This window comes from Legionella sp. W05-934-2, assembly GCF_964199965.1.
In the GTDB taxonomy this organism is placed as follows: Bacteria; Pseudomonadota; Gammaproteobacteria; order Legionellales; family Legionellaceae; genus JAFIFT01.
Genome location: NZ_CAXMZT010000001.1, coordinates 149,184 through 164,275 on the forward strand (window position 1 = coordinate 149,184; position 15,092 = coordinate 164,275).

A 15,092-nucleotide genomic window follows, 5' to 3' on the forward strand; every position below is an offset into this window, starting at 1 on the left:
AATTAAGACCAAGGGTGTAACATTTTTGCTACAGGTTTCATTAACTTTTCCATGAGTGCTGGTGAGGAATGAACCTTAACTCTATATATATTATAGTCAGACATTTGACTAATAAGATAATCATCGCTGGTTTTTAATACATCAATCAGCCTATATTGATAGGCATCGAGTGCAAGCCAATGCTCTCCAGTGGCAACTTCATCAATATTAATCATTTGCCGATTTTGCATCACATAATTTCGAAACGCTTGATGAATGAGCTCGATATCTTCTTGAAATTTTTCTCGTCCTTTAGCGGTATTTTCCCCAAAAACAGTTAATGTCCGTTTAAACTCACCCGCAGTTAAGAGCTCAAAATCAATATCGTGCTTTTTGAGCCAGCGATGAAAGTTGGGAAGCTGAGCTACCACCCCAATGGAGCCAATGATCGCAAAAGGTGCTGCCATAATTTGGTTAGCCACACAAGCCATCAAATAGCCGCCACTTGCTGCGATTTTGTCAATGCAAGCAACAAGCGGGATTTGTTTGTCTCGAATGCGTTGCAGTTGTGATGCGGCTAATCCATAGCCATTGACAGCGCCCCCTGGGCTATTTAATCGAATAACCACTTGATCCTTTTCCGTCGCAACCGCTAAAATTGCCGTAACCGCTTTTCTCAGTTGTTCAGTTTGACTTGCCTTGATGTCACCATCGAAATCGATGACAAATATAGACGGTAGCTCTTTTTGGGCTTTATGTTTCGCCTTTAATTCTTTGCGACTTTGTTTGACATGGGGTTTAACCACTTTATTCAGGGATGTTTTTAGCGATTCAAATTCATCTGACAATGATTCGAGCGATACTTTAGGTTGGCTTTTTTTACTAATTGATATTATTCCGGCTAGTAAAATTAGGATTCCTATTATGATAGTCAGCAACTTCAACGCAAACATGCCATATTCAGCTAAAAATGCCATAGTATTAACCTCTATTAATTAAAAATATATTCTAGATTTAAAAGGAGGGCGTGTTAAGAATAAATTTTGTTTTAATTGATTTTAATCGATATAATAGGCGATTGCATGAGGAGTGTTTGCCATTTTACTGAACAATTTTTTAAATAAGATGTCGTTGCGAACGTAGTGAAGCAATCCAGAACTGGTTTTTGTTCAGAGATCTGTCTGGATTGCTTCGCAAAGCTCGCAAGGACGGTGCATTTAATAAATATCAATTATAAATGACGTTCCTGAATATATAAATAAAATTAACCAGCAATATTTTTGTATGTGCTCACAATGATAGAAGTCAAGCAGCTCTATTACAGTATCCAAGCGACACCTATATTAACTAATATCAATTGCTCTATTCCAGCTGCTTGTGTGTTTCATATTCAAGCTGGGAATGGTGCTGGGAAGACAACGTTATTACAACTTTTATGCGGTCTCAAACAACCAGAGAGTGGATTGATTCTTTTTAATCAACAGCCAATACAGGATCGCTTAAGTCGATTTCAACAAAATATCAATTACATTGGTCATCAAATACCACTGCAAAATCAATTATCGATTTCTGAACACTGGCTATTATCTTCTGTTCCCGATGAATCTTACCATCAAGCGCTCAATTATTTTCAATTAGGTCATTGCGAACATGTGCCAGCTATTCAACTATCGGCTGGCCAACGCAAAAAAGCCGTGTTAATGGCATTGCTTCTCCACAAAAGACCCATTTGGATTTTAGATGAGCCATTTGTTGGATTAGATCAACAAAGCATCTCAAATCTACTAAAATTGATTGAACATCATATTAACCAAAATGGCATTGTTGTTGTAACATCACATCAACCGCTTCCAAATTTGTCATGTAAAACAATGAATTATATGTTATGAACCAATTTTACCAATTTTGTCGCCGAGAAATTTTACTGAAAGCCAGGCAACCAAGGGATGTTGTATTTTCGATTTTGTTTTTTTTGATGGTGTGTTTATTTTTCCCATTGTCCTTGCCATTTTCGCCTAATTCATTAAAGTCCTTGGCGCCTGGTATTATTTGGTTTGGTTTAACATTGTCCATGTTGTTATCCATCGATCAAGTATGGCAACAAGATTATGATAATGGATTGATGACACAATGGTATTTATTGCAGAAACCAATTGTAACCATAACCCAAGCAAAAGTACTCGTTCATTGGTTGTCTTCGCTGGTTGCTACCTTATTGATAATGCCAATATTAACAGTGGCATATGGTTTGCATTTTTACCAGTCTCTTATACTATTTACCGCAGTCTCCGCAGGTTCGCTTATGATTGCTTATTTAACTGCCTTAGCAGCGGCATTTAGCTTATCGATGCAACAGAAGGGGGTCATGATGGCCTTGATTTTACTTCCTCTCGTGTTACCGGTGATGATTTGGGGAAGTGGTGTGGTCAGTCTAGCGTCACAACCCATTAATGTTAATCCCTATTTAGCTTTGTTATTGGCAGGATCCATAGGCAGCGTCATGCTATTACCGTGGCCAATCGCTTTAGTTATCAAAATGCAAATTAGTGAGTGTGAGTAAGGCTATCGCCATAAGTTGGCTATGGAAGGAGAGTGTGATAGTATTCTGGCACCGATTGGTAGATTAAAATAACTATGTGGTCCTTTCTTTATTCTTTAGCCTCGCCTAAATGGTTTTATGAAAACACAACCTGGTTGCAAAGGCCTTTGTTGGTTTGCGCAATTGCTCTACTTTTATCGGGCCTTTTCACCGGCTTATTTATTGCACCTGCTGATTATCAACAAGGTGATGCTTTCCGAATTATGTATATTCATGTTCCTGCAGCGATGCTTTCGATGTCATTGTATGCGTTAATGGGTTTTTTAGCTATATTAACACTAGTTTGGCGAATTAAATTGGCAGGAATCTTATTATCTTCGACTGCTCCCATCGGTGCCAGCATGGCCCTCATCGCACTAGTTACCGGCAGTATATGGGGTAAGCCAATGTGGGGAACCTGGTGGATTTGGGATGCTCGTTTAACCTCTGAGCTCATACTCCTTTTAATCTATCTTGCCATTATTGCTACACAATCATCGACTCGCAACCCGACACAAGCTGATAAATTAGTTGCTGTGCTGACACTCGTTGGGTTAGTTGATTTACCAATTATTCATTTTTCTGTTTATTGGTGGAATACGCTGCATCAAGGCGCAACATTATCCCTTTTTTCAAAACCCAAAATCGCTTCTTCCATGTTATACCCACTTTTTTTGATGATGGTTGGCTTTTTGACCTTGTCTGTGTACTTTATCCTTGATTGCGCAAGAACAAAATTGATTGAACGCGAGAATAAGCAACAATGGGTCAAGCACCTATATTTGGGGGGCAATGGATGAATTATCTAACTCAATGGTTGTCTATGGGCAATTATGACATGTATGTCTGGCCCGCTTATGGATTGGTTTTTGTTGTATTTTTATTCAATTTCATAAGATTGCGAATGTATAGAAACCGTGTAACTAACCATTTAAAACGATTATTTCAAAGGCCATCGTCATGAATCCGGTACGTCGACAACGATTGCTGTTAATTGTTTCCTTGCTTGTTGGGTTGCTCATTGTCTTGGGTTTAGTCTTATATGCACTCAGACAAAACATTAGTCTATTTTATACACCAACACAAATCATGCATCACGAAGCCCCTATCAATCAGACCATACGCCTTGGCGGCATGGTAAAGCAGGGATCTGTTTCACGAAAACCAGGTGGGCTTGAAGTTCAATTTACCTTGACCGATTTTGCCAATGATGTGGTGGTGTTTTATGAAGGCATCCTCCCTGATTTGTTTCGAGAAGGTCAGGGCATCGTTACCACGGGTACCATGAATGAGAAAGGACGTTTTCAAGCAAGCAATGTACTCGCAAAGCACGATGAAAACTATATGCCTCCTGAAGTGAAGGCTTCAATGCAAAAGACCTTAAAGACAGGAGCTAGCAGCTAATGTATTTTCCTGAGATAGGTTTAATGGCCTTAATACTTGCTTTGCTATCGAGCTTCGTTTTAATGGTTATTCCTACCATTGGCATCGTTCAACAGCGTGAGGACGTGATGGGCCGAAGCCGAAATTTAACAAGGCTTGTGTTCCTTTTGGTACTTATCGCTCAAGCGATATTAACCGTATGTTTTATACAAGACGATTTTAGTGTGCTTTATGTTGCATCAAACTCAAGTACTTTACTGCCTTGGTTTTATAAACTATGTGCCGTTTGGGGTGGTCACGAGGGCTCCATCTTGTTATGGGTTCTGATATTAACCTTTTGGATGGTGTTAATTGCTCAATTTAGTCAGTATTTACCTATACAATTTGTTAGCAGGGTGCTTATCGTCCTTGGTTTTTTAAGTTTCGGTCTGCTTTCTTTTATTCTATTTACCTCCAATCCTTTTATTAGACAACTAACGCCAATTCCATTGGAAGGGCGTGATTTAAATCCGCTATTACAAGATCCGGGATTTCTTTTTCATCCCCCTATGTTGTATATGGGCTATGTTGGATTTGCTATTGCATTTGCATTTGCCATTGCAGCATTATGGATGGGTACCGTTGAATCAACCTGGGCCAGATGGACAAGACCCTGGACGATGGGGGCATGGTGTTGTTTGACGGTGGGGATCACATTAGGTAGCTGGTGGGCTTATCGCGAGCTAGGTTGGGGTGGTTGGTGGTTTTGGGATCCTGTCGAAAATGCCTCCTTTATGCCCTGGCTTGCTGGAACAGCATTAATCCACTCATTAATTGCGTGTGAAAAGCGAGAGCAATTTAAAGCCTGGACTGTCTTATTAGCCATTATGACATTTTCATTGAGTTTAATTGGCACATTTTTAGTGCGTTCGGGTGTGCTGACATCAGTACATGCCTTTGCAGTGGATCCACAAAGAGGCCTTTATATCTTAGCATTTCTGATTATAGTCATCGGCGGCTCATTGAGCTTATTTGCTTGGCGTGGTGAAACATTAGTGAACCCACATAAACCAAGAGCCTATTCTCGAGAGGGGTTTTTATTACTGAATAATATTATTCTTGTTGTCACTTTATTTTCTATCTTGCTTGGAACACTATACCCATTAATCGTAGATGGACTTAATTTAGGAAAAATATCGGTTGGAGCTCCTTATTTTAATACGGTATTTGTACCATTGATGATTCCCTTATTTGTGTTAATGGGGGTAGGGATTCATGTCAGGTGGCAATCAGACCGCTTCATAAGAATTCGTTCGACATTAATCAAAATGGTTATCATTACAATAATCACGGCCTTTGGGGTGTTTTGGTGGGCTGATTATACCATCTATCTCCAACCATTCTTTGGTTTATGCTTGGCACTTTGGATAAAAAGCAGCATATTGCTATCGGTGATTAATCGATGGAAAGAAAATGGTATTCGCGGGATGACTGCTTCATTTTGGTCCATGAATCTGGCTCATTTTGGTGTTGCAATGGTCATCGTTGGGGTGTCCATTTCAACAGGATATGGGATTACACGCGACGTTAGCATGAAACCTGGCCAGCAACTGACAATCGGTGGTTATACAATACAATTTGAGTCTGAAAATACATTGCAAGGACCTAATTATGGTGGAACGATTGCTCAGTTTCATGTTGAAAAGGGCAACTATCACTCGGTAGTCTATCCTGAGAAACGAATCTATCATGTTGGAAAAATGGCAATGACCGATGCTGCCATTGACGTGACGCCTTTTCGAGATATTTATATTGCCTTAGGTGAACCGCTTGATGATAATTCATGGTCAGTTCGACTTTATTATAAACCGTTGGTGCGTTGGATATGGGCAGGTGGTTTTGTCATTTTGCTAGGCGGTTTAACTGCCTTGCTAAACCCGCGCTACTATCGCAAGTGTTTAGCAAGCGAACTGGGTATGGGGCGCTCAGTATGATAAATCGAACTTTTATTTACCGATTACTCCCATTAGTTGCTTTTATATCGCTCGTATTAATTTTTTTTCGGGGATTATTCCTAGAACCTCAAACGATTCCATCGGTTAAAATTAACCAGACTGTACCTCGATTTCACTTACCAAACCTCATCAATGGAGAATTAATAGACCAGTCTATTTTTAACGGTAAATGGACTGTCTTAAATGTTTGGGCAAGCTGGTGTGAAGCTTGTTCGCTTGAGCACCCATTCCTAATTGAGTTAGGAAACCAAGGTGTCAACTTAGTTGGTATCAATTATAAAGATGACGAAGAATCTGCAAAAGCTTGGTTAAATAGTTATGGAAATCCCTATCAAGCGGTTCTTTTTGATAAACGAGGCCACGTTGCCATTGATTTTGGTGTTTATGGGTCTCCAGAAACATTTTTAATTGATAAGCGGGGGATTATTCGATATCGGCATGTCGGTATTTTAACAACTGACATCTGGCAACATGCGTTCTTGCCGATCATAAAAGGGCAATCAACATGAAGAAAGTGCATTGGATCATGGTTGCTTGGTTTATATCAGCTATGGTGATGGCTGAGCCAGCCGCTGAGTTATATCCATTTGAAACCAAGGCCCAGTCTTCCCAATTTCATCATATGCTTTCATCACTTCGTTGCCTTGTTTGCCAAAACCAAAATTTAGAAGATTCCCATGCACCACTGGCAAAGGATTTAAAAGAGAAAGTCTATGAGTTAGTCAAAGAGGGCAGAAGTGATGATGAAATCATGCATTTTATGACCGATCGCTATGGTGATTTTGTGCTGTTTAATCCACCGGTTAAGTGGCTAACCTATCTGTTATGGTTTGGTCCCTTGCTGTTTGTTATCTCGGGGCTTTTTGTGTTCTTGCAAAGTTGTCAGCGAAAAGAAGTAAATTAATATGATGTTATTCTGTTCTATCTCTGTTTTATTAGTGCTACTCACTGCTTTGGTAATTGCTTGGTTGATGCCAATTCGACGAAATTTTCAATTGCTGACAGTATTTGCTGTTGTCGTGTGTTCATTTTTTATCTATAGACTGATTGGTGCTTACCCTGATTTGACACAATACCAACAAAAACAACAAGAAAAGGAAAAGGTATCGCAATTATTACAATCCATGGATGGCAAACAGGGGCTTATTAATCGTTTACAAGAAAAGGTGAAGTCACAACCCAATAGTGCACAAGGTCATTATTTGCTTGCGAAGCTTCTTGCCAGTGAAGGAAAATGGGAAGAGGCAATGGTTCATTTTAAAAATGCAAACCATCTTGAGCCAGCGAATAGTAATTATCAAATTAATTATGCCTATGCTTTATGGCAGATGAATCATAACCAATTTAACCCTATAATTCGCGATTTGTTTCAGCAAGTTCTCCGACAAAATCCTAATCAAATCGATGCGCTAAATATGTTAGCCATGGATGCCTACCAACAAAGCCACTTCAATGAGGCAATCTCTTATTGGCGAAGATTATTGCAGCTGGCACCACCCGGATCAGAAGATGCTAGAATGATTGAAGCAGCCGTTCAAAAAGCCTATGATTCTCAGAAATCAGATGTTAAGAAAGACGACCCTATTTAATTTAGGGTCAATGTTAACAATTAGCTTATAATAAAGAGCGGGTTTCATCATGATTTGTTGTGATAAATTAAACATAGCGTATCATCCCCACTTTTTAACTGTGTCAGAATCAAACCAGTATTTTAATCAATTGATAAATAGTATCTGTTGGCAACAAGAATCCTATAAAATGTTTGGTAAATCGGTGTTAGCGCCACGGTTAGTCGCCTGGCATGGGGACGAGGACGCCATTTACCAATATAGTGGCGTCAAGCATCAACCATCCCCATGGAATGAGCCGCTTTTGCAATTAAAACATAAGGTGGAGGTGTTAATTCGCCATCCATTTAATAGTGTTCTCTTGAATCTCTATCGTGATGGACAAGACAGCATGGGGTGGCATACAGATAATGAGCGTGAACTCAGCGACAAACCGATTATCGCCTCAATAACATTAGGTGCTGAACGCAAATTTTTATTGCGAAACAACCAAACTAAACAGCGCACACAACTCACGTTAGAGCAGGGTAGTGTATTAATTATGCAGGGAGACACCCAAAACCACTATAAGCATTCGATTCCAAAAACGAATGCGATTATTGGACCAAGAATTAATTTAACATTTCGTCTGATTAAATTTTAAAAAAACGTCTTCTTATGTACACGCAACGATAAAAGAGACCAAAACATTGACAAAAGGGTGATTAATAAGGTGTAATAGTAAAAAACAACTACATCAATCTATCTTGAAAGCACATAACACTCCTAGCTTGTTCAAATCCTATGTCATCTTTATTCTGGCAGCGAGTTTTTATTTATATGAATTCGTTTTGCAGGTTGCACCTAGCGTTATGGCTGAGCCAATGATGCAAACTTTCAAGGTGACAGCAGAAGGCTTTGGCATTGTTTCTGCCTTTTACTTTTATGCCTACGCACCGATGCAATTGCCTGCTGGCTTGTTGTATGATCGTTATGGTCCTCGGCGTTTAATGACCATTGCACTGTTAGTGTGCGCATTTGGATCGATATTTTTTGCTTCAACCAATAGTTTAATTACGGCTGCAGTTGGACGATTTTTAATTGGCTTAGGATCCGCTTTTTCTTTTATCGGTGTTTTAGTTCTTATTTCGCGATGGTTTCCTCCTCATTATTTTGCTGTTTTAGCTGGCATAGCGCAATTAATGAGCTCGCTAGGCGCTATGTTTGGCGAAATGCCACTTGCTGCATTGATTGATCTGGTTAACTGGCGAAATGCGAGCTTTATATTAGGTGGAATTGGCATTGCATTGGCGTTGTTGATGGTCATTGTCATACGAGATTATCCTGTGCCACCCAAACGAAGCCCACAAAAGCGAAGCTTTTTAGGAGAAATTCGTCGGTTAAAAGAAGTATGTCGGCATAGCTATACCTGGTTTATCAGTGCTTATGCCTTTACTATATGGACGCCCATTGCTGTTTTTGCGGTTTTATGGGGCGTGCCTTTCTTGCAAGAAAAATATCAAGTCAGTGTTCTAGTTGCATCAGGTATGTGCAGTATGATTTGGCTAGGAATTGGTATTGGCTCTCCTTTGTTGGGATGGTTAAGTGATCACATATACAGCCGTAAAATTTCGTTAGCGATATCCTCTTTGTTGGGCTTTATCGCCACTGTAGTAATTCTATATGTTCCCAACGTATCACCTGCAATGGCTTATTTAGTGCTATTTGTTATGGGGCTTGGATCGGGGGGGCAAACGGTGAGTTTTGCGGTTGTCAAAGATAATAATCCGCCTCACCTTGTCGGCACAGCGTCTGGTTTTAATAATTTATCTGTCTTGCTTGGCGGTGCAATATTTCAACCACTCGTGGGTATTTTTCTGCACAGAAGTGGAAATTGGGTGATGATCAATCATAGTGTTTCTTACCCATTAACCTCCTATCAATGGTCATTGTCAGTGATGCCATTATGTTATTTAGCGAGTTTAATAATAGCGGTGTTTCTATTAAAGGAATCTCATCCTGAACATCAAAGCCCAGGACTAGCCCGGGCGGATGAAACTAATGGGGCTTAAATTCTGCATTTCGCCGAGACAGTTGACTCTCCGTAATTGGTAATTTGAACGACAGCTTTATACTCTGCTTCAAGATGGAAATCTTCATTAGGATGAACTGTGACTGCCATGTCTTGCCCTTGTTTTAAATAATTACCATTAATTTTACCACTACGATGGACCATCTTCCCGACCAATGTATCCTCTTCATCATTCGAATTGATGGTGCAATGCGTATCTAAATCCCAGTACAGAGGGTTTTGAATGGTAACTGGCTGATTAGGAGGGAAGTGGTAAGTTCTGGTAATGGATGCGTGTAAGGATAATGGCATATTGATTGAAAAAATGATGACTGAGGCAATGATTGATTTGGGTATGAAATGCATAAACAACTCCTTGTTGGCCATTTTATATATTAAATGAAGAAAATTTATAGACTATTTAAATTACCCAAAAAACGTACAAAGTGCAAGTATTAATCAAACAAGACATTCACACATAGGATACAAAGCGGATGGTACTATGTTACAAATACCATCCGATATCATCATTCTTCGACTTTGACATCAATTGTTTTTGCTTTTGGAGCTTCTTTTTTAGGGATGATTATTTCAAGTACGCCATTTTTCATCGTTGCATTGATAGCATTTTCATCAACAGATTCTGGCAGGGTAAATTGTCGATAAAACTTACCTTTACTTCGTTCATAGCGATAATAATTTTGTTTTTCAGTCTCTTCTGTTTCATGTTCTCGGGAGCCTTCAATTGTTAAAATGTTATCATGCATTGAAACAGAAACGTCTTTTTTTTGTATTCCAGGTAGGTCCATTAAAAAATGATATTGCTTTTCATTTTCTTTAACATCCACTGCAGGCACCCATTGACTGGTTTCGCTGCTGCTTTTGCCACTTCGATAATGGTAGCCGCTGTTATCAAATAACCGATTGATTTCACTTAATATTCCCATCGGATCATAAGTCACCATACGAGTCATTTTATCTCTCCTTTAACAAAGTTATTAAACATTTAAATAAAATAATGTATAGCCCATTATTATTAAAATGGGGCTAAAATTATAAAAATCAAATGCTTTTTTTTTTTAGAAAATTCGTTGTCTATAAAGTTGTTTAAAATGGAGATAATATTAATGAAAACAGCCTTGGTCACAGGTGCAAATAAAGGGCTTGGCTTAGAATTTGTGAAACAACTAAACCAGCGCGGCTATCATGTGATTGGGTGTTGTCGACACCCTAAAAAAGCGTATGAGTTGGAACAAATAGGGGGGGAAGTCTACCAATTAGACATCACTAAAGACAGTGATATTCAAGCGTTAAAATCAAATTTAAAAAAAAGGCCGATAGACCTATTGATCAATAATGCGGGTATTACCGGTGAACAAGGGGTTACTGTTGGTCATGTGTATCGCGATAATTTTCTCCATGTGCTCAATGTTAACTGTGTGGGTGCCATACTATTATGCGATGCATTATTGCCAAACCTACTTGCTAGTAACGATAAACATATCCTCGTTATGTCATCAAGTATGGGTAGTATCTCCGAAAACGAACGAGGACGATCTTATGCTTATCGTGCTAGTAAATCAGCACTCAATAGTGTCATGCGCAGTTTTGCCATTGATGTAAAACAAAAAGGTGTAAAAGTGATGCTCCTTCATCCTGGCTGGGTTAAAACCGATTTGGGTGGTATTAATGCGATAACGGATGTTGATGTTTCTGTGAAAGGGATGTTAACACAAATGGATAATTATATTGATATAAGTCATGCAGAAACAGTCAGACGCTATGATGGAGGTGTAATCGCTTGGTAGGAAATTCATCTTGCTTAAAAAAGTCTATACTTTAAGAAATAGTTATATTTTTTACCTATCTGGTCACATTAGTTTGCCAATATATCACTGGGAATTAACTATTTGGAAAGAATATAAAAATGATTATCGAAAGTCCTTTTCAACCACCAAAATGGCTAGCAAGTTGTCACTTGCAAACGATATTGCCAATTTTTAATAAGCCAACCCCAACTATGCGCTTAAGGCATGAACGATTGGATTTGCCGGATGACGACTTTCTTGATTTATCCTGGGCGGATGATAGTTTACCAGAGAACAGTCCTTTGATTATTTTATTGCATGGTATAGCGGGCAATGTTAATTCCCATTATGTAAAACGCTTTTTTAATGCCATTCATAAATCGGGCTATCGAAGCGTTTTAGTTCATTTTCGAGGTGCTGGCTTAAGCCCCAACAAAAAACCCTTTGCCTACCATTCAGGAGCAACGGAGGATTTAAACTTAGTCATTCAATTTTTAAATCAACGTTATCCAAATTGCCCTAAAGGGGTTATTGGCTTTTCAATGGGGGGGAATATCTTATTAAAATGGCTCGGTGAAACGCCTCACCTTAAGCCCATTGACTTAGGCATCGCTGTTTCTGTGCCGTTTGATTTAGCAAGCTGTGCTGATACGCTTAATGAAGGGGTTTCAAAACTATACCAGGCCTATATATTAAAAGATCTTAAATACCTAACCTTTCGAAAATTACACCAAGTAGGCCCCGTTATTAACGTCAATGAAAATCAACTTATGTCAGTTAATACGATTCGAGAATATGATAATCTCATCACAGCGCCTCTGTATGGATTTGCCGATGCCGATGATTATTACCGAAAAACGAGCTGTCGCTATTTTCTACGCGGAATTAGTAACCAAGTTGTCATACTGCACGCTAAAGACGATCCGTTTATGTCACCTGATTCAATTCCCAAGCAAGCTGATTTATCGAAAACAACCATGCTTGAACTAAGCGAGCGGGGAGGGCATCTTGGCTTTATCGATGGTCATGACAAAATGTTCCCAAATTTTTGGCTTCCTCAACGGATTATTTACTATTTGGATAATGCGTTTGGTCGAAAAGGGGAGTCTTTTGTTCCTCCCCTGAGTGATTAATCAGTATGTATTTCAAGCAGAATCTGCTATGAATTCACGAGTCATCTAATCCTCATCCGCCCTTTGGACACTTTCGCCTCATGTCTGCGGAGAAGGGAGCATGAATCGTGTTTTATACAAGGGCCAGTGGCATTGACTCGTTTTCTCGTGCAACCAATGATTCCTCATTCTCATCGATGATAAACGCTGGTTTAAAGTAAGCTTTACCGATAATTTCAGCCAATAAATGCTTATCGGCAAGGCTAAGATAATTTCCAAGTAGTTCAAGCTCATAGCGCTTAGAATTCAGTCGTATCTCTTTTTCAATTTGCGTTTCATTTGCAATTGGGTTATAGATTCGACAACCATCAACCAGGATTAAATGAAGTAAATTTATGAAATTTTGGACACGGCAGATATTCCTAGAAGTTGGGTTATTGTTCGGATCGTTTGGTAAGTTTCCTAAATTCATAAAAAAGGCATTATTACCAATTTTATTATGAGAATAATTTCCCTTATTATCCCTTGAAAACGATAAATAATAATCCCGTATACGCTTTATTAAACCTTGACGATAAGGCTCACAATCTTGATCAAGCTTTGCATTAATAAACACCCACTCAAGTTGTTGTAATTTTGAGGTGAGTATTTTTACATCGTCAATATAATTGGGAGGAATTGTCAGTAATGATTTTGTTTCATTAGTCAATGTAATAATTTCTTGAGGGGGGATGACCCAAGAAAGCGTAACGCCTTCGTCTTCTAAGCTTCGATAATAGACCACATCGCCAGAGCGCTTTTTATGCGCTCTCAATGGTCCCGAACTATATAAATAAATGTTTTCTTGTTTACCACTATATTTGGGGACGGTTGGATGTTTGCCATGTTCCGTCAGATCATCGATATATTCCGGTTTTAAAATGCCAGAAAGGAGTTCAAGAGCCATGGATTTACAAGTAAATGATTCTTTGAGCGTTGGCCCCCAAAAAGACCATCCCGTTCGAATTTCAAAGGGTTTTAATCGCGGTTCTTCACCCGCTTCATGAGCTCTTGCTTTTTCTAATGCGTAGATGCTTTTAGAATTTTCCTCTTGGGGGTAGATTCTTGTTTTTTCCGGTGGTTTTCCTTTAATGCCTTTCGTGTAGTCTTGAATGGCTTCATTTTGAAGTTTAACTTGTGTTAAGCAGCGTTGCTGAAGGGTATTGAATTGTGTTTCGGTTAACTCAAAGCTTTTACCATGAAGGCCTTTTCCGAGATCTAAAAAACGTGCTTCTTCATGCCTTAGCATGCCATGATTACCTGTTAAATCGATGTCTAAGCCAATTTTAATTTTCAGTTTGGTGATAAAACTCGTTCGAGATGTTGAGGGTATTCCATAATAGCCCCAATTATCGACCACATTGATTTTCCCGGTTTCATCAACGACTGATAACAGTAAAAAACTATGCCAAAAAGGGTTGCTAGTAAGGTCGTCCGTTGTTGCAAAAGTAACAATATATTTCATACACACTCCTTGTATATCAAAAATATCATTTAATTAATGCAGACTACTGACACTAAGTCAGTCGAGAGAATATATGATGAACTAGTTAGCGCTTAAGAAGATAGTTCAGTTATATTCATCGCAATCATAGTGAACTTTTACCATAACAGATTTAATTGGAAAAAACGAATACAAATAAGGGTGCAAGTTGTCTGTTGTCATTATGTGTTTAACTTGATATTTATTTAACGCTCCGGAGAGAATTTGACTCTGTTATATAAAATGTACTATAATTGCGCACTAATTTCAAAAGAAGGTTTTTATCATGATTCAGATTAATAAATTGCTTGGCACAACGGGACTTCCATTTCAAAAGAGCTACCATGACCATGGTCCTGTTTTTTTTAGACCCTACACCTCATTCTCAGATGTAGCCTATCGAAGCGCGTCAATTATTGCGGCGCCAGTTTTGTTTACATTGCTTTCTGCTGCCACATTATTAGCGGCTATCGTGGATTTAGGTAAATCGTTAATAGCCTTGATAAACGGTGATTCCTCTAAATCCTGGCACAAATTAAAAGAAGCTGGTAGCACTGTTGCTGCAGCCGGTTTCATCCTTATTGTCGCTGCGCTTAGCCCAATCGTGAACTTAGTCGACTCGCTAGCGAGCGTTGTTACAACGTTTACGCAAAAGAAGGATGTTAATCAGTTTAGACGGATCAATGAAGTGGATTTTTCACAAATAGAATTAGAATCCCCTGAGTTACCACAATTTCAACCAACAAATACAGCTTAAAATTTTTAATAAGCAATCATCAAATGGGCATTTATATAGTAAATGCCCATTTATCCATTCAGCTTATCATTCATTTGTATACCAGATTCCGCACCCAAAAATGAAATTTTATTTTTAATTCAATCTGACAAAATAAAACCCCATTCAATCTTGCTCTAGACCAATTCCCGTCTTCCACCGCATAAAGCGGAGGTCGGCTTTCATGGGTTATTATTATGGGTTCGTAATCAAAATAATTTCATAATTAAATCCTGGTTTCTAGTGCGGAATACCAGTCGTATTACCCATCCGTTAAGACTGATTATCAAAATAATCAGACCTAGCACATAGATAGTTAATTC

At 38.8% G+C, this 15,092-nt stretch carries 18 protein-coding genes; 14 read left to right on the top strand and 4 right to left on the bottom strand.

Translation table 11 applies throughout. The features are described 5' to 3' along the window. Window positions 1-2 precede the first annotated feature (2 nt). Complete coding sequence (gene sohB, locus AB3348_RS00690) at window positions 3-956, bottom strand: protease SohB (RefSeq protein ID WP_367605618.1); 954 nt, start codon at window positions 954-956, stop codon at window positions 3-5. Window positions 957-1,274: 318 nt separating this feature from the next. Here sohB and ccmA point away from each other — a divergent pair, with 318 nt between their 5' ends. From ccmA to AB3348_RS00745, 11 genes are all read left to right on the top strand, one after another. After that, window positions 1,275-1,868 (top strand): heme ABC exporter ATP-binding protein CcmA, encoded by a 594-nt coding sequence (ccmA, locus tag AB3348_RS00695; protein ID WP_367605619.1) that lies wholly within the window; start codon window positions 1,275-1,277, stop codon window positions 1,866-1,868. Continuing rightward, a complete protein-coding gene (locus AB3348_RS00700; protein ID WP_367605620.1) occupies window positions 1,865-2,539 on the top strand; it encodes a heme exporter protein CcmB in 675 nt (224 codons plus the stop codon). The genes ccmA and AB3348_RS00700 overlap by 4 nt, the downstream gene beginning before the upstream one ends. A gap of 74 nt (window positions 2,540-2,613) precedes the next feature. Then, window positions 2,614-3,357: a heme ABC transporter permease CcmC gene (ccmC, locus tag AB3348_RS00705; RefSeq protein WP_367605621.1), complete on the top strand. Its 744-nt coding sequence runs from the start codon at window positions 2,614-2,616 to the stop codon at window positions 3,355-3,357. Window positions 3,358-3,380: 23 nt separating this feature from the next. Continuing rightward, complete coding sequence (gene ccmD, locus AB3348_RS00710; RefSeq protein ID WP_367605866.1) at window positions 3,381-3,521, top strand: heme exporter protein CcmD; 141 nt, start codon at window positions 3,381-3,383, stop codon at window positions 3,519-3,521. Next, the gene (ccmE, locus tag AB3348_RS00715) at window positions 3,518-3,961 is read left to right on the top strand and encodes a cytochrome c maturation protein CcmE (RefSeq protein WP_367605622.1); all 444 of its coding nucleotides are present in this window, start codon (window positions 3,518-3,520) and stop codon (window positions 3,959-3,961) included. Before ccmD ends, ccmE begins: the two co-directional genes overlap by 4 nt. Next, on the top strand, window positions 3,961-5,913 hold the full coding sequence (locus tag AB3348_RS00720) for a heme lyase CcmF/NrfE family subunit (protein WP_367605623.1): 1,953 nt from the start codon (window positions 3,961-3,963) through the stop codon (window positions 5,911-5,913). The genes ccmE and AB3348_RS00720 overlap by 1 nt, the downstream gene beginning before the upstream one ends. Continuing rightward, window positions 5,910-6,443 (top strand): DsbE family thiol:disulfide interchange protein, encoded by a 534-nt coding sequence (locus tag AB3348_RS00725; RefSeq protein ID WP_367605624.1) that lies wholly within the window; start codon window positions 5,910-5,912, stop codon window positions 6,441-6,443. Before AB3348_RS00720 ends, AB3348_RS00725 begins: the two co-directional genes overlap by 4 nt. Then, window positions 6,440-6,838: a cytochrome c-type biogenesis protein CcmH gene (locus tag AB3348_RS00730; protein ID WP_367605625.1), complete on the top strand. Its 399-nt coding sequence runs from the start codon at window positions 6,440-6,442 to the stop codon at window positions 6,836-6,838. Before AB3348_RS00725 ends, AB3348_RS00730 begins: the two co-directional genes overlap by 4 nt. A gap of 1 nt (window position 6,839) precedes the next feature. Next, entirely contained in the window at window positions 6,840-7,523 is a 684-nt protein-coding gene (locus AB3348_RS00735; RefSeq protein ID WP_367605626.1) for a tetratricopeptide repeat protein, read from the top strand. 49 nt (window positions 7,524-7,572) lie between these two features. After that, on the top strand, window positions 7,573-8,145 hold the full coding sequence (locus tag AB3348_RS00740) for an alpha-ketoglutarate-dependent dioxygenase AlkB (RefSeq protein ID WP_367605627.1): 573 nt from the start codon (window positions 7,573-7,575) through the stop codon (window positions 8,143-8,145). A 103-nt stretch (window positions 8,146-8,248) separates the two neighbouring features. Further along, complete coding sequence (locus tag AB3348_RS00745; protein ID WP_367605628.1) at window positions 8,249-9,553, top strand: MFS transporter; 1,305 nt, start codon at window positions 8,249-8,251, stop codon at window positions 9,551-9,553. Here AB3348_RS00745 and AB3348_RS00750 read toward each other — a convergent pair. Next, the gene (locus AB3348_RS00750) at window positions 9,550-9,918 is read right to left on the bottom strand and encodes a hypothetical protein (protein WP_367605629.1); all 369 of its coding nucleotides are present in this window, start codon (window positions 9,916-9,918) and stop codon (window positions 9,550-9,552) included. The genes AB3348_RS00745 and AB3348_RS00750 overlap by 4 nt on opposite strands. Window positions 9,919-10,079: 161 nt before the next feature. Continuing rightward, entirely contained in the window at window positions 10,080-10,526 is a 447-nt protein-coding gene (locus AB3348_RS00755) for an Hsp20/alpha crystallin family protein (protein ID WP_367605630.1), read from the bottom strand. Between the two features lie 153 nt (window positions 10,527-10,679). Here AB3348_RS00755 and AB3348_RS00760 point away from each other — a divergent pair, with 153 nt between their 5' ends. Both AB3348_RS00760 and AB3348_RS00765 read left to right on the top strand, forming a co-directional pair. Further along, the gene (locus tag AB3348_RS00760; RefSeq protein WP_367605631.1) at window positions 10,680-11,360 is read left to right on the top strand and encodes an SDR family oxidoreductase; all 681 of its coding nucleotides are present in this window, start codon (window positions 10,680-10,682) and stop codon (window positions 11,358-11,360) included. 119 nt (window positions 11,361-11,479) lie between these two features. Beyond that, window positions 11,480-12,493, top strand: coding sequence for a hydrolase (locus tag AB3348_RS00765; protein ID WP_367605632.1), 1,014 nt, complete (start codon window positions 11,480-11,482; stop codon window positions 12,491-12,493). A 112-nt stretch (window positions 12,494-12,605) separates the two neighbouring features. Here the strand turns inward: AB3348_RS00765 and AB3348_RS00770 are convergent, their stop codons facing one another. Beyond that, complete coding sequence (locus AB3348_RS00770) at window positions 12,606-13,976, bottom strand: hypothetical protein (protein WP_367605633.1); 1,371 nt, start codon at window positions 13,974-13,976, stop codon at window positions 12,606-12,608. Between the two features lie 304 nt (window positions 13,977-14,280). Here AB3348_RS00770 and AB3348_RS00775 point away from each other — a divergent pair, with 304 nt between their 5' ends. Beyond that, the gene (locus tag AB3348_RS00775) at window positions 14,281-14,751 is read left to right on the top strand and encodes a hypothetical protein (RefSeq protein WP_367605634.1); all 471 of its coding nucleotides are present in this window, start codon (window positions 14,281-14,283) and stop codon (window positions 14,749-14,751) included. The last annotated feature ends 341 nt before the right edge of the window (window positions 14,752-15,092 follow it).

Coding starts and splice junctions, on each gene's coding strand:
- sohB (WP_367605618.1), bottom strand. CDS start 956: ATGGCATTTTTAGCTGAATATGGCATGTTTGCGTTGAAGTTGCTGACT.
- ccmA (WP_367605619.1), top strand. CDS start 1,275: ATGATAGAAGTCAAGCAGCTCTATTACAGTATCCAAGCGACACCTATA.
- AB3348_RS00700 (WP_367605620.1), top strand. CDS start 1,865: ATGAACCAATTTTACCAATTTTGTCGCCGAGAAATTTTACTGAAAGCC.
- ccmC (WP_367605621.1), top strand. CDS start 2,614: ATGTGGTCCTTTCTTTATTCTTTAGCCTCGCCTAAATGGTTTTATGAA.
- ccmD (WP_367605866.1), top strand. CDS start 3,381: ATGGGCAATTATGACATGTATGTCTGGCCCGCTTATGGATTGGTTTTT.
- ccmE (WP_367605622.1), top strand. CDS start 3,518: ATGAATCCGGTACGTCGACAACGATTGCTGTTAATTGTTTCCTTGCTT.
- AB3348_RS00720 (WP_367605623.1), top strand. CDS start 3,961: ATGTATTTTCCTGAGATAGGTTTAATGGCCTTAATACTTGCTTTGCTA.
- AB3348_RS00725 (WP_367605624.1), top strand. CDS start 5,910: ATGATAAATCGAACTTTTATTTACCGATTACTCCCATTAGTTGCTTTT.
- AB3348_RS00730 (WP_367605625.1), top strand. CDS start 6,440: ATGAAGAAAGTGCATTGGATCATGGTTGCTTGGTTTATATCAGCTATG.
- AB3348_RS00735 (WP_367605626.1), top strand. CDS start 6,840: ATGATGTTATTCTGTTCTATCTCTGTTTTATTAGTGCTACTCACTGCT.
- AB3348_RS00740 (WP_367605627.1), top strand. CDS start 7,573: ATGATTTGTTGTGATAAATTAAACATAGCGTATCATCCCCACTTTTTA.
- AB3348_RS00750 (WP_367605629.1), bottom strand. CDS start 9,918: ATGCATTTCATACCCAAATCAATCATTGCCTCAGTCATCATTTTTTCA.
- AB3348_RS00755 (WP_367605630.1), bottom strand. CDS start 10,526: ATGACTCGTATGGTGACTTATGATCCGATGGGAATATTAAGTGAAATC.
- AB3348_RS00760 (WP_367605631.1), top strand. CDS start 10,680: ATGAAAACAGCCTTGGTCACAGGTGCAAATAAAGGGCTTGGCTTAGAA.
- AB3348_RS00765 (WP_367605632.1), top strand. CDS start 11,480: ATGATTATCGAAAGTCCTTTTCAACCACCAAAATGGCTAGCAAGTTGT.
- AB3348_RS00770 (WP_367605633.1), bottom strand. CDS start 13,976: ATGAAATATATTGTTACTTTTGCAACAACGGACGACCTTACTAGCAAC.
- AB3348_RS00775 (WP_367605634.1), top strand. CDS start 14,281: ATGATTCAGATTAATAAATTGCTTGGCACAACGGGACTTCCATTTCAA.